16 protein-coding genes and 1 tRNA gene are annotated in these 21,790 nt (G+C 33.5%); 14 read left to right on the plus strand and 3 right to left on the minus strand.

Translation table 11 applies throughout. The annotated features are described in order from the left end of the window. Positions 1 to 30: 30 nt before the first annotated feature. The 7 genes from ACIQ2J_RS10800 (at position 31) to ACIQ2J_RS10830 (ending at position 4,509) form a co-directional block, all read left to right on the plus strand. Positions 31 to 798: a TatD family hydrolase gene (locus ACIQ2J_RS10800; protein ID WP_396169589.1), complete on the plus strand. Its 768-nt coding sequence runs from the start codon at positions 31 to 33 to the stop codon at positions 796 to 798. A gap of 45 nt (positions 799 to 843) precedes the next feature. Further along, positions 844 to 1,074, plus strand: coding sequence for a hypothetical protein (locus tag ACIQ2J_RS10805; RefSeq protein WP_396169591.1), 231 nt, complete (start codon positions 844 to 846; stop codon positions 1,072 to 1,074). Beyond that, positions 1,065 to 1,358 (plus strand): type II toxin-antitoxin system RelE/ParE family toxin, encoded by a 294-nt coding sequence (locus ACIQ2J_RS10810; protein WP_396169593.1) that lies wholly within the window; start codon positions 1,065 to 1,067, stop codon positions 1,356 to 1,358. Before ACIQ2J_RS10805 ends, ACIQ2J_RS10810 begins: the two co-directional genes overlap by 10 nt. Before the next feature lie 138 nt (positions 1,359 to 1,496). After that, positions 1,497 to 2,633, plus strand: a complete 1,137-nt coding sequence (locus tag ACIQ2J_RS10815) for a 1-acyl-sn-glycerol-3-phosphate acyltransferase (protein ID WP_396169596.1) — start codon at positions 1,497 to 1,499, stop codon at positions 2,631 to 2,633. Beyond that, the gene (locus ACIQ2J_RS10820; protein ID WP_396169598.1) at positions 2,623 to 3,648 is read left to right on the plus strand and encodes an asparaginase; all 1,026 of its coding nucleotides are present in this window, start codon (positions 2,623 to 2,625) and stop codon (positions 3,646 to 3,648) included. The genes ACIQ2J_RS10815 and ACIQ2J_RS10820 overlap by 11 nt, the downstream gene beginning before the upstream one ends. Positions 3,649 to 3,699: 51 nt before the next feature. After that, a tRNA-Ser gene (locus tag ACIQ2J_RS10825) sits at positions 3,700 to 3,786 on the plus strand. A gap of 27 nt (positions 3,787 to 3,813) precedes the next feature. Beyond that, positions 3,814 to 4,509 (plus strand): porin family protein, encoded by a 696-nt coding sequence (locus ACIQ2J_RS10830; RefSeq protein ID WP_396169600.1) that lies wholly within the window; start codon positions 3,814 to 3,816, stop codon positions 4,507 to 4,509. Here the strand turns inward: ACIQ2J_RS10830 and ACIQ2J_RS10835 are convergent. Beyond that, on the minus strand, positions 4,504 to 5,109 hold the full coding sequence (locus tag ACIQ2J_RS10835) for a hypothetical protein (RefSeq protein WP_396169602.1): 606 nt from the start codon (positions 5,107 to 5,109) through the stop codon (positions 4,504 to 4,506). The two genes, ACIQ2J_RS10830 and ACIQ2J_RS10835, sit on opposite strands and share 6 nt — an antisense overlap. A 225-nt stretch (positions 5,110 to 5,334) precedes the next feature. On the opposite strand from ACIQ2J_RS10835, the gene ACIQ2J_RS10840 reads away from it, so the two are divergent. The 7 genes from ACIQ2J_RS10840 to ACIQ2J_RS10870 all read left to right on the plus strand — a co-directional run bounded on the left by ACIQ2J_RS10840 (position 5,335) and on the right by ACIQ2J_RS10870 (position 19,375). After that, positions 5,335 to 7,620 carry an NADP-dependent malic enzyme gene (locus ACIQ2J_RS10840; RefSeq protein ID WP_396169604.1) on the plus strand — a complete coding sequence of 762 codons (2,286 nt, stop codon included), beginning with the start codon at positions 5,335 to 5,337 and terminating at the stop codon, positions 7,618 to 7,620. A gap of 69 nt (positions 7,621 to 7,689) precedes the next feature. Beyond that, positions 7,690 to 8,271, plus strand: coding sequence for a Holliday junction branch migration protein RuvA (ruvA, locus tag ACIQ2J_RS10845; RefSeq protein ID WP_396169606.1), 582 nt, complete (start codon positions 7,690 to 7,692; stop codon positions 8,269 to 8,271). 3 nt (positions 8,272 to 8,274) lie between these two features. After that, positions 8,275 to 15,618: a cell surface protein SprA gene (sprA, locus tag ACIQ2J_RS10850; protein WP_396169608.1), complete on the plus strand. Its 7,344-nt coding sequence runs from the start codon at positions 8,275 to 8,277 to the stop codon at positions 15,616 to 15,618. Between the two features lie 77 nt (positions 15,619 to 15,695). Continuing rightward, a complete protein-coding gene (gene gcvH / locus ACIQ2J_RS10855; protein ID WP_396169611.1) occupies positions 15,696 to 16,076 on the plus strand; it encodes a glycine cleavage system protein GcvH in 381 nt (126 codons plus the stop codon). Continuing rightward, complete coding sequence (locus ACIQ2J_RS10860; RefSeq protein ID WP_396169613.1) at positions 16,069 to 16,446, plus strand: VanZ family protein; 378 nt, start codon at positions 16,069 to 16,071, stop codon at positions 16,444 to 16,446. Before gcvH ends, ACIQ2J_RS10860 begins: the two co-directional genes overlap by 8 nt. 37 nt (positions 16,447 to 16,483) lie before the next feature. Beyond that, the gene (deoC, locus tag ACIQ2J_RS10865; protein ID WP_396169615.1) at positions 16,484 to 17,227 is read left to right on the plus strand and encodes a deoxyribose-phosphate aldolase; all 744 of its coding nucleotides are present in this window, start codon (positions 16,484 to 16,486) and stop codon (positions 17,225 to 17,227) included. Between the two features lie 15 nt (positions 17,228 to 17,242). Further along, entirely contained in the window at positions 17,243 to 19,375 is a 2,133-nt protein-coding gene (locus ACIQ2J_RS10870; RefSeq protein WP_396169617.1) for a gliding motility protein RemB, read from the plus strand. 90 nt (positions 19,376 to 19,465) lie between these two features. Here ACIQ2J_RS10870 and ACIQ2J_RS10875 read toward each other — a convergent pair whose 3' ends face one another. Together ACIQ2J_RS10875 and ACIQ2J_RS10880 are read right to left on the minus strand one after the other, a co-directional pair. Beyond that, positions 19,466 to 19,729, minus strand: a complete 264-nt coding sequence (locus ACIQ2J_RS10875; protein ID WP_396169619.1) for a hypothetical protein — start codon at positions 19,727 to 19,729, stop codon at positions 19,466 to 19,468. A 4-nt stretch (positions 19,730 to 19,733) separates the two neighbouring features. Then, on the minus strand, positions 19,734 to 21,790 hold a 2,057-nt coding region (locus ACIQ2J_RS10880; protein WP_396169621.1), incomplete at its 5' end, for a hypothetical protein.

The following is a 21,790-nucleotide window of genomic DNA, read 5'->3' on the forward strand; positions in this document are numbered from 1 at the left end:
TTTGTAACTTTGTAACTTTAAAAAAATAAAATGATTTTTACCGATACCCATACCCATTTATATTCTTCCCAATTTCAAGACGACCGAAACGAAATGATGCAGCGTGCCAAAGAAGCAGGCGTGACGAGGCTTTTTGTTCCGTCTATTGATTCAACCTATACACAAAAAATGTATGATTTGGAAGCGCAATATCCTGAAAATATATTTTTAATGATGGGTTTGCATCCGTGTTATGTAAAAGAAAATTATTTAGAAGAATTGGCTCATGTGGAAACCGAATTGGCTAGAAGAAAATTTTTTGCCGTTGGCGAAATCGGGATGGATTTGTTTTGGGATAAATCATTTTTGAAAGAACAACAACATGCTTTTCAGCACCAAATTCAATTGGCTAAAAAATACCAATTAGGAATAAATATCCATTGTAGAGATGCTTTTGAAGAAACATTTGAAGTATTAGAAAGCGAAAAAGCAACCGATTTATTTGGAATTTTTCATTGTTTTACTGGCGATTTAGAACAGGCAGAACGAGCAATTTCATTAGGAATGAAACTCGGAATAGGAGGGGTAACCACCTTTAAAAACGGAAAAATAGACCAATTTTTAAACGAAATAGAATTACAGCATATTGTTTTGGAAACTGATTCGCCTTATTTGGCTCCATTACCACATCGCGGGAAGCGAAATGAGAGTAGCTACATTACATTAGTTGCTCAAAAATTATCCGAAATTTATAATCTTCCAATTGAAGAAATAGCAAGGATAACAACGGAGAATTCCAAAGCAATTTTTGGGATATAATTAAATTGAACTTTTTTGTATATTTGTTTTATAAATTGATATATCATGGATTTAGCAACAAGAAAAAATAATTTCATACAAGAGTTAACCATGGTTGACGAAACTATTATGTTGCATCTTGAAAAAGTTTTGAAAGAAATTAAAAAAGAGCACGATTGGTATGGAAAATTAGATTCCGATGAAAAAAAGGAAATTGAAATTGGAATCCAGCAAGCAAATGAAAATGACTTTGTTAGTAACGATGAAGTTATGAGCAAATTCTCAAAATGGCACTAGTAATTCAATGGACGCCACAAGCCAATAAAGGACTTCAAAAAGTTATAGATTATCTGGAGCAAAAATGGACTCCAAAAGAAATTTTGCAACTTGAGAAAAAGATTAATCAAGTTTTGAAACAAATAATTATCCATCCTGAATTGTTTCCAAAATCTGACACGGAAACATCACTTTACAAAGCAATTATTGATAAAAATAATTATCTTGTTTACAGAATAAATCTCAAAAAATCTACTATTGAGATTATCAATTTTAGGGGAACTAAACAAAAACCAAAGTATTAGTTTTCTATTCAAATATTTAAAATAGAAAGAGTAACAACTGATAACTCTAGTAGCATTTCGGGATTTAATAGACTATTAATTTAATAAGTCCTTTTTTTTTTGTTATTTTGTTGCTTTAATAACAATCCATAACTAGAGATGCAGAAATTTGACGCAATTCGACCGTTTTATGATGCCGAAGTTAATACCGCAATTAAAGGGTTAGTAAACCACCCAATGATGAAGGCTATCATGAGTTTTACATTTCCAGATGTAGACGATGAGGTATGGAAAAATCAATTATTAAAAACACATTCCATTCGTGATTTTCAATGTAATTTTATTTACCATTCGGTTCAAAAAGTATTAGAAAATTCCTCCGAAGGATTGACCACTTCAGGTTTTGAAAAACTGGAAAAACATACTCCTTATCTTTTTATTTCCAATCATAGAGACATCATTTTAGATACCTCATTGCTCAATGTTTGTTTGTTTGATCACGGCTTAGTGATGACGGCATCTGCAATAGGCGATAACTTAGTGAAGAAAGATTTCCTTTTAAATTTATCGAAATTGAATCGAAATTTTTTAGTGCAAAGAGGTTTGTCGCCAAGAGAATTGTTACAAAGTTCTAAATTAATGTCGGATTATATAGGGCAACTTATTTTAAGAGAAAACCGCTCGGTATGGATTGCACAACGCGAAGGAAGAACTAAAGATGGCAACGACGCTACCCATCCGGGAGTATTGAAAATGCTAGGAATGGGATCTGATGAAGAAAATTTGATGGATTATTTTAAGAAATTAAAAATCGTTCCAGTTTCTATTTCCTATGAATACGATCCTACAGATGCTTTAAAAATGCCACAGTTAATGGCAGAAGCTAAAGCAGAAAAATATGTAAAGGAAAAAAACGAAGATTTCATTACGCTTTTAAGCGGAATTATCGGACAAAAGAAACATATTCATATTCATGTTGGTGCTATTTTAGATAAAGAATTGGACGCTATTGCTCTTGAAAATGATAATACCAATAAACAAGTGCAAGCGGTTGCTCAAGCTATAGATGATTCTATTTTAGAATCCTATAAATTGTGGCCAACCAATTATATTGCTTACGATATTTTATATAACACCGATCAATTTAAAGAACATTATTCTGAAAACGAAAAATCCTTATTCGAACGAAGATTAGAAATGAAAATTGATTGTTCTAATGGCGTTATGATGGAAGGTTTCTTAAATATGTATGCCAATCCGGTGGTAAATAAGCTTAAATATAATAATGCAATCTAAACCCAATATCCTATTAATTTATACCGGTGGAACCATTGGTATGATGAAAGATTTTAAAACGGGTGCTTTAAAAGCATTTAACTTTAGTAAGTTATTGCAAAAAATCCCAGAACTGCAGCAGTTAGATTGTACAATAGAAACTTTTTCGTTTGAAAAACCAATAGATTCTTCCAATATGAATCCCGATAAATGGGTTCAAATAGCCACAATTATCGAAGAGAGTTATGCTCAATTTAATGGTTTTGTGGTGCTTCATGGATCGGATACCATGTCGTATTCGGCATCGGCAGTAAGTTTTATGTTAGAAAATTTAGGAAAACCTGTTGTTTTCACGGGTTCGCAATTGCCTATTGGTGATTTGCGTACCGATGCCAAAGAAAATTTAATTACTGCCATTCAAATTGCTTCCTTGCAATTTAAAGGGAAACCAGTCGTACAAGAAGTGTGTTTGTATTTCGAATACAAATTATATCGTGGTAACCGAACTACTAAAATTAATGCCGAACATTTTAATGCATTTACTTCGCCAAACTATCCAGCATTAGCAGAATCGGGAGTGCATTTAAATGTAAATTCTAGCGCTCTTTTTGCTAAAACAAATAAAAAACTAGTCGTTCATAAGCAACTGGATGATAATGTTGTGATTCTAAAAATGTTTCCAGGAATTAATGAATCGGTAATGGCATCTATTATTGCTATTCCAAATTTAAAAGGAATTATTTTAGAAACATACGGTTCTGGAAATGCGCCTACCGAAGATTGGTTCATCCAACTTTTGAAAAAAGCAATCAAAAGCGGTTTGCATATTATAAATGTTACCCAATGTCCTGGAGGTAGCGTTAGTATGGGGCAATATGAAACGAGTACCTTATTAAAAAAAATCGGAATTATTTCTGGAAAAGATATAACCACCGAAGCGGCTATTACTAAGTTAATGTATCTGTTAGGTCAAAATGTTGCGCCAAATAATTTCAAAACTATATTTGAAACTTCCCTTCGAGGCGAAATGGTGTAAACTAAGTTTTGATAATTGCAAAATTTTGTTGTTCTTTGCACCATAATTCTTAGAGAGGTGGCCGAGTGGCTGAAGGCGCACGCTTGGAAAGCGTGTATATGGGTGACTGTATCGAGGGTTCGAATCCCTTCCTCTCTGCTAATTTCTTCTTAACGTTTATATCCTATGCGTTTTAATCTTATCCTTTTGTTTTTCTTATCCATTTTTGGTGCTTTTGCACAAGAAAAAACGGCGCCAACTAAGCCCGTAGATTCCTTGTATAGAGAAGATCAATTTTATATTAATTTTACTTACAATCAGTTACAAAATTTTAAGGGTTTAAGTCAGACTAAATTTTCTCCAGGAATTTGTTTGGGATTTTTAAGAGATATGCCTATTAACAAAAGCAGAACTGTTGCTATTGCTACTGGTTTAGGATATTCTTTAAATATTTACGACAATAATTTACAGCTAACAACCAATACGAGTAATGCTTCTTCAGCTTATAATTATACCTTGCTTTCTACTACTGATTACAGTAAAAATCGATTCATGTTGCATTATATAGATTTGCCCTTGGAAACAAGATGGCGCACTTCAACGCCGGATAGCCATCAGTTTTGGAGGATTTATTCTGGATTTAAATTTAGTTATTTAATTTCCGATAGAAATAAATATGTTACAGATGGTGTGGCTACGATTAATAAATCCAATCCAGATTTTAACAAATTGGTTTATGGATGTTATTTGGCAGCAGGCTTTAATACTTGGAATTTATATGCTTATTATGGTTTAAAATCTATTTTTAAATCGGGAGAAATTAATGGTGAAAAAATAAATACCACCAGTTTTAATATAGGATTGCAGTTCTACATCCTATAACCAAAAATACAACAAAAATAGTTGAGGTAGCATTCCTGTAAGGTATCCAATAACTAATTCTTTAGAGCTATGTGCCTTCATTACCAATCTGGAACTAGCTATTATTCCAGTAAGAAAAAATAAAGAAGCAATAGTGAAAATGCTGTTTGTTTCGTAATGCACGCTTAAACCAATCACAAAAAAACACAAGGCACTTATTGCAATCATGTGAATGCTGGCTTTTATTTTGGCAAACAATAGCACAAAGGCAACAACGGTACTTACGATTGCCCCTAGAAAAAAGTAAAACAATTCGGGAAATCGTTCTAAAGTAACACTTTTGCTGATCAAAATAACAGTTAAAACAATTTGCATTAACAATGGTGTTTTCCGTTGGGAAATATCCGAAAGCATTACAGTATCTACTTTTCCAAAAGTTCGAAGCAAATAAAAAAAAGACATCGGCAAGAAAAAAGTGATTATAATTACTTGCAGCAGCAATAATAAATACTGCTCTTTAGAATAATAATTAGCACTATAAAGAATGTAAAAAAGTGTGCCAACTATTGGGATAAAAATAGGGTGGAACAGATAAGAAAAAAAAGGAAGTAATTTTTTCAAGATAATTGGTTTATAAGCAAATGTAATAAAATGAATGTTCAAAAATAGCAATTCCAAATGGAAATAAAACAAATTCATGAGATCCTCTTTGTCTGATTTTTAAGTTTATGTCTATTGCCTAGCCAAAACACTAATTCTTTAATTTTGTTTAAAAGAAACTCCATAAAAGTTTCCTTTTTCGGTGGATACTTTTACCTTTGTAGGTCAGAATATAAATAGACCACCATGAATAATTCTAGTAAACGCAGAGAAGCACTTTTATACCACGCCAAACCTACTCCAGGAAAAATCCAAGTTGTTCCAACCAAAAAATATGCCACCCAACGTGATTTGTCTTTAGCATATTCCCCAGGAGTGGCAGAGCCGTGTTTAGAAATTGCTAAAGACGTGAACAACGTTTATAAATATACCTCCAAAGGGAATTTAGTTGCGGTAATCACTAATGGAACTGCTGTTTTAGGTCTTGGAGATATTGGTCCCGAAGCTTCCAAACCGGTTATGGAAGGAAAAGCTTTGTTATTTAAAATATTTGCGGACATTGATGTTTTTGATATAGAAGTTGGTACAAAAGATATAGAAGAATTTATTGCTACGGTTAAAAATATTGCTCCAACTTTTGGAGGAATTAATCTAGAAGATATTAAAGCGCCAGAATCTTTTGAAATTGAAAGACGATTGGTAGAAGAATTGAATATTCCGGTGATGCATGATGATCAGCATGGAACTGCAATTATTTCCTCGGCAGCATTGTTGAATGCTTTAGAATTAGCAGAAAAAGAAATTAGTGAAATAAAATTAGTTATTTCTGGAGCTGGTTCAGCTGCTTTAGCTTGTGCGAATCTCTATGTTTTACTTGGTGTAAAAGTTGAAAATATAGTAATGTTTGACGTTAAAGGAGTTGTTAGTAGTGATAGAGACGATTTGTCCGATTTGCAAAGACGATACAGCAATGGCGTAACAGGAACGACCCTGCACCAAGCATTAATAAATGCGGATGTGTTTTTAGGACTTTCTGCAGGAAATATTCTTACTTCCGAAATGTTGTTAGGTATGGCCAAAGACCCTATCGTTTTTGCTATGGCCAATCCCACTCCAGAGATAGATTATGATGTAGCAATGGCCACTCGGGAAGATATTATTATGGCTACTGGAAGATCCGACCATCCTAATCAAGTGAATAATGTATTGGGTTTCCCATATATTTTTCGTGGTGCATTGGATGTTAGAGCTACCAAAATTAACGAGGCTATGAAAATGGCAGCGGTTCGTGCCTTGGCAGCTTTGGCTAAAGAACATGTGCCCGAACAAGTGAATATTGCTTATGGTGAAACCAAGTTGAATTTTGGTAGAGAATACATTATTCCAAAACCATTTGACCCAAGATTGATTACCATGGTGGCTCCTGCGGTTGCAAAAGCAGCTATGGAAAGTGGTGTAGCGTTAAATCCAATTACCGATTGGGTAAAATATGAAGAGGAACTTTTAGAACGAATGGGTTCGGATAATAAAATGGTTCGTTTGCTAACTAACCGTGCTAAAACCGATCCAAAACGAATTGTTTTTGCAGAGGCAGATCAATTAGATGTTTTGAAAGCAGCACAAATTGTATATGAAGAAGGTATTGGACATCCTATATTATTGGGAAGAAAAGAAGATATTTTAGAATTAAAAGAAGAAATTGGTTTTGATGCCGATGTGCCAATTTTCGATCCAAAAACGGATGAAGAAGATAATCGTAGATTGCGCTATGCTGATATATTTTGGAAAGAACGCAACCGTAGAGGTATCTCGTTATTAGATGCTCAAAAATGGATGCGCGAACGAAATTATTTTGCTGCCATGATGGTCAACCAAGGAGATGCCGATGCAATGGTGTCAGGCTATTCTAGAAGTTATCCAACAGTAGTTAAACCGTTAATGCAATTAATTGGTAAAGCACCTGGAATTTCCTTAATCGCTACAACCAACATGATGATGACCAATCGTGGACCGATGTTTTTATCAGATACTGCAATTAATCCAAATCCATCTGCCGATGACTTGGCAAAAATTGCATTAATGACCGAAAAAACGGTACGTATGTTTGGTATGGAGCCCGTAATTGCTATGGTTTCCTTTTCAAATTTTGGATCTTCATCCGTTGAAAGTGCCAATAAAGTTAGAGAAGCGGTTGCTTATTTACATAAATACTATCCTGATTTAATTGTGGATGGAGAAATTCAAGCCGATTTTGCCTTAAATCCAGAGATGCTTAAAGCAAAATTTCCTTTTTCTAAATTAGCAGGAAAAAAAGTAAACACTTTAATTTTTCCTAATTTGGAAGCTGCTAATATAACTTACAAATTATTAAAAGAATTATATAAAGTGGATTCGGTTGGACCAATTATGTTGGGTATGGACAAACCAGTGCATATTTTTCAATTGGGAGCAAGTGTAGAAGAAATGGTAAATATGGCTGCAGTTGCAGTTGTAGATGCTCAAGAAAAAAGTAAAAGATTAAAAAACACATAGGTTTCTTAATAACAAAAATAACTACTATAAAAAGTTTTTTGTTATATTTGAAATTACATTAAATAAATTATGATAGCACACATCCAAGGAAAATTAGTGGAGAAAACACCAACAGAAGTTGTAATAGACTGTAATGGTGTTGGTTACCATGTTAATATTTCGCTTCATACCTATTCGCTGCTTCCTAAAACTGATTTCGTAAAATTGTTTACTCATTTGATTATCAAGGAAGATTCGCATTCGTTGTATGGATTTGTTGAAAAATCAGAGAAAGAAATATTCAAAATGTTATTGACCGTTTCCGGAATTGGAGCCGGAATAGCACGAACGATGCTTTCTTCTTTAGAACCAAAACAAATTATTCAGGCGCTTGCTAGTGGTGATGTTGGAACAATCCAGTCTATTAAAGGCATTGGAAGCAAAACTGCCCAAAGAGCTATCCTAGATTTGAAGGAGAAAGTGTTAAAAATTTATGATTTGGATGAAGTTTCTATGTTTCAAAACAATACAAATCGAGATGAAGCGTTATCTGCTTTGGAGGTTTTAGGTTTTGTTAGAAAAACCTCCGAAAAAATAGTAGATAAGGTAATTAGTCAAAATCCGGAAGCTACTGTAGAAACTATTATTAAGCAAGCATTAAAAAACTTATAATTTTTGAAAACAAAGCAACAAAAATATATCTTCATTGCCCAAAAAATAGCCTTCGTAATTGCGGTGCTATTTATTAATCAATACTCTTTTTCTCAAGTAAGAGTTAATGATACCACCTACAATAAGGGGCACATGGTCATTGAAAATCCTAAAAGTATTGTCGAGGCCTATACTTACGATCCCGCAACCGATCGTTATATTTTAAATACAACTTTTGCAGGTGTAGACATCAATTACCCAATTATTCTTACCCCAAAGGAATATGAAAAGTTGGTACTTAAAGAGTCGATGCACGATTATTTCAAACAAAAAGCGGACGCAGTTTCGGGTCAAAAAGCTAGTAGTATAGCAGCTAAAAAGGATTTATTACCTAAATATTATATAAATTCAAGTTTCTTTGAAGCTATTTTTGGAAGCAATACTATTGACGTAAAACCTACTGGATCTGTAGAAATTGACTTAGGATTTAGACATACCAAGCAAGATAATCCTTCCTTTTCCCCTAGAAATAGATCAACAACCACGTTTGATTTTAACCAAAGAATAAGTATGAGTTTAATGGGAAAAGTTGGTACTAGATTAAACGTTAATGCCAATTACGATACCCAGTCGACATTTGCATTTCAAAATTTAATCAAATTATCCTTTGACCCTTCGGCTTCTGGGGGAGAAGATTCCATCATTAAAAAAATAGAAGTTGGTAATGTGAGCATGCCACTTAATAGCACTTTAATTCGAGGAGCCCAAAGTTTGTTCGGAGTTAAAGCCCAATTGCAATTTGGAGGAACCTCAGTTAATGCGGTATTTGCTGAACAAAAATCACAAACCAAAACCGTAACCGCTCAAGGTGGGGGTACTATTCAAAATTTCGAACTTTTTGCACAAGAATACGATGCCGACAGACACTTTTTCTTATCGCAATATTTCAAGAATCGTTATGACAAAGCACTTTTAAACTATCCATTAATTGATAGTAGAGTGCAAATTACCCGTATTGAAGTTTGGATAACTAACAGACAAAACCGAGTTAGTACTACCAATAACAATTTAAGAAACATCATCGCCCTTCAAGATTTAGGGGAAGCTCGTTTAACCGACACTTCAACTTCGACCGCTATTTCAGACAGTCAAGTAGTAGCAATTGATCCTGCAGATATTCATCCGTTTGAATCAAATGATTTCTTTTTGAAACCAATTGACACTCCGCCAAACAATAATAATAACCGTTACGATCCAGCATTAATAATTCCGTCAAGCCCACCAAATCCTAATTATCCGGGTTTGTTGAAGCCCGAGATTAGAGAAATTGTAACTTCCAATCAAGGGTTTAATAATTCGGTTCAGGTTAATGAAGGTACTGATTATACCAAGTTAGAAAATGCTCGAAAATTATTGCCTAACGAATTTATTTTTCATCCACAATTGGGATATGTTTCCTTGCAACAGCGTTTGGCAAATGATGAGGTACTTGCTGTAGCATACCAATATACCATTGGAGATAAAGTATACCAAGTAGGGGAATTTGGAACGGATGGGGTAGAAGCTACACAAGTGGATCCAAGCGGAATTCCATCTTCACAATCGTTGATTTTAAAAATGCTTAAGAGTAGTTTAACCAACGTTCAAAAGCCTATTTGGGGATTGATGATGAAAAATATTTATCAAATTCCGAGTGGTTTTCAAATGCAAAAAGAAGAATTCAAATTCAATATTTTATATACCGATCCTTCTCCGTTAAATTACATTACATCTGCAAACTCAACTTCTCCATTACCAACAGGAATTATGGAGACACCGCTGTTAAAAGTTTTTGGTTTGGATAGATTGAATTACAGTAACGACCCTCAAAATGGTGGAGATGGTTTCTTTGATTTTATTCCAGGACTAACCGTAGACCAACAAAATGGCCGAATAATATTCACTTCGGTAGAACCTTTTGGAAGATATTTGTTTAACAAATTAAGATCGGGAAGTTTAAGTGAAAATTATGATGATACAACTACCCTAGGCGCCTATAATGATAACCAATTGAAATACGTTTATACTACATTATATAAATCTACACAAGCAGCAGCATTACAAAACAGTTCGAAAAATAAATTTCAATTAAAAGGGAAATTTAAATCGTCTGGTGGAGATGGAATTCCTATTGGGGCTTTCAACGTACCAAAGGGTTCGGTGGTAGTTACTGCAGGAGGAAGAAAATTAGTAGAAGGAGTTGACTATACTGTGAATTATCAAGCTGGTAGAGTACAAATTTTAGATCCAGCTTTATCTGCTTCTAATACACCAATACAAGTTTCGGTAGAAAATAATTCTACTTTTGGAAGACAAACTAGACGTTTTTATGGAATTAATGTAGAACATAAATTTTCGGATAAATTTTTAATTGGGGCCACGATGTTAAAAATGTCCGAGCGTCCATTTACCCAAAAAACCAATTATGGACAAGAATCGGTAAACAATACTATTTACGGATTGAATACTAGTTACTCTACTGAAGTTCCTTTTTTAACTCGTTTGGTAAATAAACTTCCTAACCTTGATACCGATGTTCCTTCAAACGTTTCCTTCAGAGGAGAAGTTGCTTACTTAAAACCAGACTCTCCAAAAGCAGATAAATTTAATGGGGAATCTACGGTTTACGTAGAGGATTTTGAAGGCTCACAAACCAATATTGATTTGAGATCTCCTTATTCATGGTTTTTATCTTCAACGCCAATAAGACCAACTCTTGTAATTCCTGATTATTTAGATTTTGGAGGAAATTTGTCAACATTAGATTATGGTTTTAAACGAGCAAAAATAGCTTGGTATACCATTGATCCAATTTTTTATGCTCAAAGACCTTCTGGAATTTCGGATGACGATTTATCTTTAAACAGTACTAGAAGGATTTTTAGTCAAGAGTTATATCCAGCAACTACAATTGCAGCTGGACAATCTCAAGTAGTAAATACTTTAGATTTAACTTATTTTCCTAGTGAGCGTGGGCCATTTAATTTTAATACTGCGACAGCGTCCGATAATACTTTGCCCAATCCAGAAAATAATTTTGGAGGTATTTTCAGAGCATTAAATACTACTAATTTTGAACAATCCAATATAGAATATATTCAGTTTTGGATGTTGGATCCCTATACCGATACTCGAGTATCTCCAGCGCCTATTAATCCTGGAAATACTGGTCGAATCTATTTTAACTTAGGTGAAATTTCGGAAGATGTGCTTCAAGATGGGAGAAAATTTTATGAAAATGGAGTAGGAAATAATCAAATTCTAGCGCCGACAACTATTTGGGGAGACACCCCTGCATCGCAGTCGTTAATTTATGCTTTTGATTCAAACGAAGGCAATAGAACTTCTCAAGACGTTGGGTATAATGGATTGAATAATACTCAAGAAGCTGCTAAGTTTCCAGCATTTGCATCCTTTTCTGATCCTGCAGAAGACGACTATAAATATTTTTTGAATACAAACGGGGATATTTTTGATCGATATAAATACTATAATGGAACAGAAGGCAATTCGCCAATAAATGTTACGGATACTAACAGAGGTTCTACAACGGTGCCAGATGTGGAGGATATTAACCGAGATAATACCATGAACACCATTAATGCGTATTATGAATATAGTATTAAGGTGAGTCCAACCGATTTATCTCAAGTTGGAACCAATTATATTACAAACATTTTGCCAACCACAGTATCACTTCCAAATGGCGAAACGACTACTGCACGTTGGATTCAATTTAAAATCCCAATAAATCAACCAACCAATACTGTTGGTAGTATTTCCGATTTTCGCTCTATTCGTTTTATGAGAATGTTCATGACGAAATTTGCTAGTCAAATGACCATTCGTTTTGGTTCGTTAGATTTAGTTCGTGGAGATTGGAGAAAATACGATTATAGTTTACAAATGAATCCTTTAGAGCCGCCAAAAGATTCAGATAATACGGATGATGATACTGATTATGATTCAGCAGCAGTAAATGTTCAAGAAAATGGTACTAGAGAGCCTATCCATTATGTAGTTCCTCCAGGTGTAGAGTTGGAACAATTGTATAACAATAATACTTTAATACCACAAAACGAACAATCACTTTCTATCAAAATAGGAAGCACAAATGATTCTGGTTTAGAACCAGGGGATTCTCGTGCTGTATTTAAAAACATCAGTGTAGATATGCGTCAGTATAAAAAACTGAAAATGTTTGTGCATGCAGAAGCAATAGCATCCAATTCAAATTCTATAGAAGATGATGAATTAATGGGTATTGTCCGTTTCGGAAATGACTTTACCGATAACTTTTACCAAGTAGAAAAACCTTTAAAGAAAACCCAATTTGGTGATAATACCCAAAGTGGAGTTTGGCCAGAGGCAAATGATATGGATATTTCTTTAGAACTTATTACAAGAATGAAAATTCTAGCAATGAGTCATGTCTATCTATCTGGAGAGATTTATTATCCAGATGATGATGTTAATGTGCCAGATGGAGATGGAGATGCTAATTTACGTTTAGGAATCCGAGGTAATCCTAATTTTGGGATGGTGCGAACCTTAATGTTAGGGGTGAAAAATCAAACCAATAAACTGAATACTCCACAACATCCATTAAACCCTAGACGTATAAAAGGGGAAGTTTGGTATAATGAACTTCGTTTAGCCGGAATGGATAATAAAGGAGGTTTGGCAGCTGTTGCAAGTTTGGATGCTAATTTTGCTGATTTTGCTAATGTTTCTGCAACGGGAAAAATGAGCACTATTGGTTTTGGTACTTTAGAACAAGGGCCAAATGAAAGAAGCAGAGAAGATGTGCTACAATACAACATTGTGACCAATATGAGTTTAGGTAAATTACTTCCAAAAAAATGGGGGGTTAACTTACCTTTTAATTATGGAATTGGTGAAGAATTCATCACTCCTAAATACGATCCATTTAATCAAGATATTGAACTAAAACAATTGATTAATGAAACTGCTGATGCTGCTGAAAAAAGAAACCTTAAAAGCAGAGCAATGGATTATACCAAAAGAAAAAGTATTAACTTTATAGGTGTTAAAAAAACAAGAGGTGAAAAGGCGGTGCCACATTTTTATGACCCAGAAAATGTAACACTTTCGTATTCTTATAATCAAGTTGATCGCCATAGTTTTGAATTAGAAAATTATACAGATCAACGAGTTAGTACAACTGCCGATTATACCTTTGCTTTCCAAGCAAAACCTATTGAACCTTTTAAAGCAGTTAAAGTTTTCAAAAAGAGTAGTTATTGGAAAATTTTAAGTGATTTTAATTTCAATTATAAGCCTACAAGCGTATCTTTTAGTTCTAATATTACTAGACAGTTTAATCGCCAACAATTTAGATTAGTAGATGTTGAAGGTATTGGCTTGGATGCTTTGTACCAAAGAAATTTCTTATTCAATTACCAATATGGTTTTAATTACAATCTTACAAAAGCATTAAAAATTAATTTTAATGCAACTTCTAACAACATTGTTAGAAATTATATGAATGAAAACAATGAACCGGATAATTCCTATACCATTTGGACAGATTATTGGAATATCGGTTTGCCAAACTTACACAACCAGCAGGTAACTGTTAATTATGATTTACCTATTAATAAAATTCCATTTTTGAGTTTTGTTAAATCTACTTATACTTATGCAGGAACTTATAGTTGGCAGCGTTCTTCATTGGCAATGTCTTCTGTATTAGATACCGATTCGGGTGTAACTTATAATTTAGGAAATACGATTCAAAATTCAGGGTCTCATAAACTGAATACAGCCTTTAATATGGATGCCTTTTATAAATATATAGGTTTATCCAAACAAAAAGCCGCAGCAAAAGCCGCGCCAGTGGGGCCGCCAAAACCTGGAGAAAAAGTAACTAATGTTAAAGCAACTCCGGCTAAAAATTCTAATGTATTTTTAGATGGATTGATAGGTGTTGTAACAAGTATTAAAAATATACAGGTGAACTATACCGAAAATCAAGGAACAGCTTTGCCAGGATTCGTGCCAGGAATTGGCTTCTTTGGTTCTGCTAAGCCATCCCTAGGATTTGCTTTTGGAGGTCAAGATGATATTCGTTTTGAAGCTGCTAAAAATGGTTGGTTAACCAATTATCCTAATTTTAATCAAAATTACACTCACGTATTAACTAGAGCATTAGACTTTACAGCCAATATGGATTTGTTTCCAGATTTTAAAATTGATTTTACTGCTAATAGATCGTATGCCAATAATTATTCGGAGCAATACGATGTAACGGATGGAGTTTACAATTCGAGATCGCCATATAATACAGGTAACTTTGCCATATCTACGGTGATGTTAAAATCTTCTTTTAAACAAAGTGATGAGTTTTTCTCACTTCCGTTTGAAGAATTTAGAAACAACCGTATCACTATTGCTAATCGTTTAGCAACGGATTATTATGGCACTCCTAATTTCCCAGTTTCATCAGATGGTTTTCCAACTGGATTTGGTAAAAATAGTCCTGAAGTACTTTTGCCATCTTTTCTAGCAGCTTATACTGGCTTTGATATTCCTGCTTTAAAAGTAATTGGGGTAAGTTTAGCACAAAGCCCTGAAGATAGAGCTGGAAAAATTTCACTTAGCGCTTTTAAAAATATACCAATCCCAAATTGGAATATAAAATATAATGGATTGATGCGTTATAATTTCTTCAAAGAAAAGTTTAAACGATTTTCTATACAACATGCCTACAAAGCATCTTACACGGTTAACTCGTTTCGTTCAAATTTAGATTATACACAACACGCCAACGAACTTAATCCGCTCAACGGAAATTTCTACAGCCAAACCATTATAGGTAATGTGAATTTAGTGGAACAATTCAATCCGTTAATTCGAATGGATTTTGAAACTAAAAGTTCTTTTAAAATTCTTGCCGAATTGAAAAAAGACCGTGCTTTGTCATTAAGTTTTGATAATAATTTGCTTACCGAAGTAAAAGGAATTGAATATGTTATTGGAACCGGGTATCGATTTAAAGATGTAATTTTTTCTAGTAAATTAGCAGACACTCCTTCTGGAGTTATTAAAAGTGATATTAACTTGAAGATTGATTTTTCTTATAGAAACAACAAAACAATAGTACGTTATTTAGATTATAACAATAATCAATTAGGAGGTGGACAAAATATTTGGACCTTCAAGTTAACTGCCGATTATTCCTTTAGTAAAAACTTAACTGCAATACTATATTATGACCATTCGTTTTCTAAAGCGGTAATTTCTACATCATTTCCATTAACTAATATTCGAGGTGGATTTACTTTACGATATAACTTCGGAAATTAATGAAAATTGAATGGAAATCCTTTTCAAGATTTAATAATAAACAATACATTTGACCTGAATTTAAAACAACTTAAATAATGAATATACCTACCAATTTAAAATACACTAAAGACCACGAATGGATTTCTATGGATGGCGATGTTGCAACTATCGGAATTACAGATTTTGCACAAAGCGAACTAGGAGATATTGTTTATGTAGAAGTGGAAACGTTAGATCAAACCTTAGATAAAGATGAAGTTTTTGGTACTGTAGAAGCAGTAAAAACCGTTTCTGATTTGTTTTTACCAATGGCTGGAGAAATCATTGAATTTAATGAAGATTTAGAACGAAACCCAGAAACAGTAAACTCAGATCCTTACGGTAAAGGATGGATGGTAAAAGTAAAAGTGTCAGATGCTTCCCAATGGGAGGAATTGTTGGATAGTGAAGCTTATGGAAAACTGATAGGTGCATAATAAACGAATATACCTCTGGTTAGCATTAATTTGGACTTGTATCGTAACGATATTAAGTTTAGCTACAATGGGCGATGTTGGCAGCTCTATTCCAATTGAAAATAAAGATAAATATGTACATTTCACTTTTTACTTTATTTTTGTAGTAGTTTGGTTTTTATTTGCAAATCGAACTAAAATCAGAAAAAAAATCAAGTGGGTTGTATTATTTTCGGCTGTAGGATACGGGATTTTAATGGAGATTTGCCAAGGAATTTTCACCTCTAATAGAGCTCCAGATATTATGGACGTTCTAGCAAATAGTCTGGGCGCCATTACTGGTTTGCTATTTATCTCTTTGATTTTAAAAAAATACAAAACCACTCCTTGAGTGGTTTTTTGAATATTTATCCTTTGAAAAACAAATCATGAAAATCCAACAATATTTAGATTCTACTTATCTTAAAACACCCGAACAAGCTAGTCTCTCTGTTAAAGAGAATACCAAAGTGGTAGAAGTTTTCATTCAAGAAGCAATTGATGAAGGGTTTAAGTTAATTATGATTCGACCGGATATGGTTAAATTGGCCAGTAAAATGATAAAAGATGCCAATTCTAATGTAAACATCGGAACCGTAATTGGTTTTCCAGAAGGTACTTATTCTATAGATGAAAAGCTAGTCGAAGCCCAAAAAGCAATTGAAGATGGTGCAGATGATTTGGATTTTGTATGTAACTACGAAGCCTTTAAAAGGGGGGATATAGATTTGGTGAAAAATGAAATTTTAGAAGGAACTAAATTAGGATTGGCACATCATAAAATTGTAAAATGGATTATAGAAGTCGCAGCGTTAAATGCCAATCAAATAATACAACTTTCGGCTTTAATAAAAAATGTAGTAATGGCTAATTTTAAAGAAGAATGTTATTCTTCGGTATTTGTTAAATCGTCCACAGGTTTTTATAAAACAAAGGAAGGTTTGCCAAACGGAGCAACAGTTCCAACCATTATTATGATGCTCGAAAATGCATCGCCACTTTCTGTAAAAGCAGCTGGCGGAGTTCGAACTTATGAGGAAGCACTTGAAATGATTCGTTTGGGAGTGAAAAGAATAGGCACTTCTTCGGCTAAAGCTATTGCAAACGGACAAATTGCCAACGGGGATTATTAATTAGATAATATTGAAATGTTTAAAAAAATAACAATAGCATTTTTGTTGCTAAACTTCACTTTGGTTTTTGCGCAAAAAAGTAGTGAACAAGTACCTGTTTTTTCAAGTTGTAAACAATTGCAAGGCAAAGAATTGGAATCTTGTTTTTATCTGCAAGTGCAATCTTTTGTGTACAACAATTTTCAAGTTTCCGATAAATTAAAAAGTTCTAATTATAAAGGCACTATCCTAGTGCTTTTTGAAGTAGATGTAAAAGGAGCTTTTAAAATACTTTATATTGATGCCAATGATGCCGATTTAATAAAGGAAAGTCAACGGGTTTTTGACAAAATGCCCAAAGTGAGTCCCGCCACTTTTAATGGAGCTCCAACTTATGCAAAATTTACTATTAAAATTGCAGTTCCGTTACTGAATCCTTCAGAAACTAAAATTGATACATCTTTACAAGAGGATTCGGCAGCATTTATAAAAGCAAACCGAAACAAAGAATTAACCGAATTGGATAGTATTTCTTATCAAAAATTTAATAATCCACATTTTCAAAGTCATTTAAATATTCCATTTTCGCACAGTTATTATTCTCAATTTGATGGTGCTATGAACCAAGTTGGGAGCAATAATCATACTGCATCTAAGCCCTTCACGTATGCTGAGGTTTCTAAATACTATAATTTAACAGCAGAGAATGAGAAACTGATGAAAAACAAAGCCACTTGGTGGGGCAAGAAAATTTGGAATGAAAATACCGTTGCTATTCAAGGAAAAGATTATTGGTTTACAATGAACCCGATTTTTGATGTGCAAATGGGGAAAAGTAGCCCAAGTACTGCAAAATACACCTATGTAAATACTCGCGGAATTCAAATTCGTGGTGCATTGGGAAATCAACTGAATTTTACTACTACCATTTTTGAAAGCCAAGGGCGGTTTGCCGATTATTTTAATAATTATGCTGAATCCTTACATCCCATTGGTACAGTTCCTGCTGATTATCCTGCCGTGGGTGATCCTGCAATTATTCCAGGAATTGGTATTGCCAAACGATTTAAAACCGATGCTTACGATTTTCCTTCGGCGGAAGCTAACTTGACCTACTCGCCTAGTAAGTTTTTCGATTTGCAAATGGGATACGGCAGAAACTTTATTGGAGATGGTTACCGTTCATTGTTATTAGGGGATGGAGCAGCACCTTATCCATACGTTAAATTAAATACCACATTTTGGAAAATAAAATATACCAATACCTATATGTGGCTTAAAGATGTAAGGAAAGATGCTATGGTAGACAAAACCTATGCCACCAAATTCATGGCGAACCACTATTTGAGTTGGAATATTTCGAAACGATTTAATTTAGGTTTTTTTGAATCGGTAGTTTGGAGCAACCAAAACAATCGGGGGTTTGATATGAGTTTTGTTAATCCAATAATTTTTTATAGATCGGTAGAATTTGCATCCTCTTCCAAAAGTGGAAATGCCCTTTTGGGATTGACTTATAAATATAAATGGAACAATCAATTCAATTTTTATGGTCAATTTTTAATTGATGAGTTTTCCTTTAGCGAAGTAAAAGCACAAAATAATAGTTGGAAAAATAAATTTGCTTACCAACTTGGAGTGAAATATTTTAATGCATTAAACATTCCAAATTTAGTATTGCAGTTAGAATACAACCACATTCGTCCATATGTATATTCTCATAGCGATGTGTTGACTAACTATGGGAATTACAATCAAAGCATGGGACATCCTTGGGGAGGTAATGCCAAAGAATTGGTTGCAATAGCAAGATACCACAAAGGAAGAAGTTTTGCTGATGCCAAAATTACTATGGGGGTTCGAGGACTTGATTTTAACACTGCATCCGATACTTATAACTATGGAGGCAACATTTATTTAAGTTATAGTGACAATCGTCCTTATAATACTGGTGTGGTGGTTGGTCAAGGAAATAGAACTTCTATTTTCATTGCCGATTTACAAGTGGGTTATGTAATTAATCCAGCAACTAATTTAAAACTCTTCGGAAGTATTATTTATAGAAATTTTAAACCAACTGTAGAAATGGATTTGGTAAAAAAAGATAGTACTACATGGGTTACTTTAGGAATAAGATGTGATATTTTTAATTGGTATTTTGATTATTAGTCTCAAATACTTCCAATACGATTAATATAAGTCAATATATTTGAAATAAAAAAAGGTTATCGAAATTTTATTCGATAACCTTTTTTGGGATTAAACAGTTTCTTTGTTTAGGAACTTTTTATTTTTATATGTAATATATGCATAGACTATTGCTAAGAAAATAAGTATCCATAGTTTAGAATTTATTGAAACTGGATCAGGATCGCCTCCTTCGAGTCCATCACTTCCATTATTGTCTTCATCACCAGGGCCTCCAATTATTGGATTTTCATCTATTATTTTCATTTGTGCAAATAATATAAAATTGGTAAACAAGAAATAGAATAGAATTAGGATTTTAAATGTTCTTTTCATAATTTTAATTTATAACTTTTTTAGTAATAATTTCTCCGTTTTGTGTGGTAATCTGGAATAACAATACTTGGTTTGCAATGTCTAGTTTGATGCTAATTTTAGTATCGTTAATTTTCGATTTTTGAAATAATAGTCTTCCTTGAATGTCAAATATTTTTATAGAATCCATTGTAATTTCCCCTGAATTAATGTAGGTTGTTTGATCCTTATTGTAAATTAGTATTTGATTCGTATCAAATGATGTATTAGTATTACTAAGCAGATTTTGATAAATTATGTCAAAACGATTTGTAAATGTTCCAATAGCAGTACTAAAAGAATAATCTCCAATGGTTAAATTTTGAACGATATTGTTGTAATTATCTCGCAATAAAATATCTTGTGTTCCGTTAAAAATCCCTTCTTTTTGGTTTAATGAAAAAGTATAGGTATCCGCAACATTAGATTTAAATTCCAATGGAATTACATCATTAATATCAAAACTTGGTCGGGCATTAATTACAACATCTTGAGCACCGGCTTTTGAATAAAATGCAACAGAAGAATCATTAGAATACAATCCGTCAAAACCGCTATCGTAACCGTATGTTGTTGCAGTAGGGGTGTAAGCAATTAAATTTTGACCCGCACTGATATTGGTTGAATTTGTCATTTTTAACCAATAACGATCCATTTGTGTTGTTGAAGATTTAAAGAATTGATCTACATTTTCACTAGAGCGCATGGAGTTAGTAAAATTTAAATTAGTTTGCCCTTCTTTAGCTTTTACCATAAATCCTTGACCAATTGAAATAAGATTATTGTCATTATAAGTAGCATTATTATTCAAAGTACAGCCAATAGTGGAACAGGTGGAGTAAGAAACTAAATTGTTATTATCATTGAATTTTCTCCAAAACCACAAAGTCCCTTCAATATTATTAGTGTTTCCATTAATAAAATTATTTATTAATAAAGCTGAAGGATATGGATTTCCTGTTGCATTTATAGCGGTATTAGTGCCAGTATTTGCCATTGTAAACGTAACATTTCCATTTCGTGGAACTCCTGTGAATGAACCTGTCCATTTTTGTGGTGCAGGAGATAAATTTGAATTATATGAAATCCAATTGTTAGGACTTCTAATTAAATAACCTTTGCCAGCAGCAAATGTTGTTGTTACTGGATTAACTGAATTATATTGATTTGTTAAAGTGTTATAAGTGTAAAAACGAATGTTAGTAGGACTAATATTAGAAGTTAACGGAGAAAAGTCCATTAAAGTTTGTGATCCGGTAACTGGCGAAGACCATAAAGTATAATCTAATCGATATATAGGAGTTGTCATTCGTTTAACAATAATATCTCCTGTGTTACTTACATCTGTTTGTTGTAACAAATTCGAATTATTGTTTAAAGTAAAACTACTTCCAGCATCTACAATTAGTTTGCCATTTAGTGTTACATCAAATCCAGATGGAATTGAAACTATTGCATTATTGGAAACCGTTAAAGTACATGCAAATAAATCTGTAGCTTCCGAATAATTACCAGTTATATATGCTGTGGTGGTAATTACGGGCGGGCCATTGCTCCAAGAAGTTCCATTCCAAGTGGTAGCACTGATGTTAATTTCGACAGAATTAGAATTTGCAATAGCACTTCCATTTTGTATTACAACTCTAAAATAAGTTGTTGCCGTTAGATTTCCAATTTCAGAAGATGATAATGTAGTTGTTGTGTTTGGAATGTCTATTGGGCTTGTGAATGCGGAATCTGTAGATTTTTGCCATTTTATTACAGTACCTATATTACCGGTTAAAGTTAAATCTGAGGGGCTAGTTCCGTTACAAATGGATTGGTTAGAAGACACTACACCTGTATTTAAATTAACAGCATCTACCATTGCTTGTACTTCTGCTACGGTTGCTGGTGCAGAGAATAATCCTGGATTAGCATCGATATAGGCTTGGTAAGCCGATTCATTAGCCAAAATAGCTCCTGTTATTGCTGGTGAAATCGTATTGATTTGTGCTACGGTTACAACCGATGGAATTGTGTTTGGACTATCTCCTTCACTGC

It is taken from the genome of Flavobacterium sp. (genome assembly GCF_044357305.1).
Lineage (GTDB): Bacteria > Bacteroidota > Bacteroidia > Flavobacteriales > Flavobacteriaceae > Flavobacterium.

What these genes read in the sequence shown, in the direction of transcription:
- ACIQ2J_RS10800 (WP_396169589.1), top strand. Translation starts at nt 31, where the DNA reads ATGATTTTTACCGATACCCATACCCATTTATATTCTTCCCAATTTCAA.
- ACIQ2J_RS10805 (WP_396169591.1), top strand. Translation starts at nt 844, where the DNA reads ATGGATTTAGCAACAAGAAAAAATAATTTCATACAAGAGTTAACCATG.
- ACIQ2J_RS10810 (WP_396169593.1), top strand. Translation starts at nt 1,065, where the DNA reads ATGGCACTAGTAATTCAATGGACGCCACAAGCCAATAAAGGACTTCAA.
- ACIQ2J_RS10815 (WP_396169596.1), top strand. Translation starts at nt 1,497, where the DNA reads ATGCAGAAATTTGACGCAATTCGACCGTTTTATGATGCCGAAGTTAAT.
- ACIQ2J_RS10820 (WP_396169598.1), top strand. Translation starts at nt 2,623, where the DNA reads ATGCAATCTAAACCCAATATCCTATTAATTTATACCGGTGGAACCATT.
- ACIQ2J_RS10830 (WP_396169600.1), top strand. Translation starts at nt 3,814, where the DNA reads ATGCGTTTTAATCTTATCCTTTTGTTTTTCTTATCCATTTTTGGTGCT.
- ACIQ2J_RS10840 (WP_396169604.1), top strand. Translation starts at nt 5,335, where the DNA reads ATGAATAATTCTAGTAAACGCAGAGAAGCACTTTTATACCACGCCAAA.
- ruvA (WP_396169606.1), top strand. Translation starts at nt 7,690, where the DNA reads ATGATAGCACACATCCAAGGAAAATTAGTGGAGAAAACACCAACAGAA.
- gcvH (WP_396169611.1), top strand. Translation starts at nt 15,696, where the DNA reads ATGAATATACCTACCAATTTAAAATACACTAAAGACCACGAATGGATT.
- deoC (WP_396169615.1), top strand. Translation starts at nt 16,484, where the DNA reads ATGAAAATCCAACAATATTTAGATTCTACTTATCTTAAAACACCCGAA.
- ACIQ2J_RS10870 (WP_396169617.1), top strand. Translation starts at nt 17,243, where the DNA reads ATGTTTAAAAAAATAACAATAGCATTTTTGTTGCTAAACTTCACTTTG.
- ACIQ2J_RS10875 (WP_396169619.1), bottom strand. Translation starts at nt 19,729, where the DNA reads ATGAAAAGAACATTTAAAATCCTAATTCTATTCTATTTCTTGTTTACC.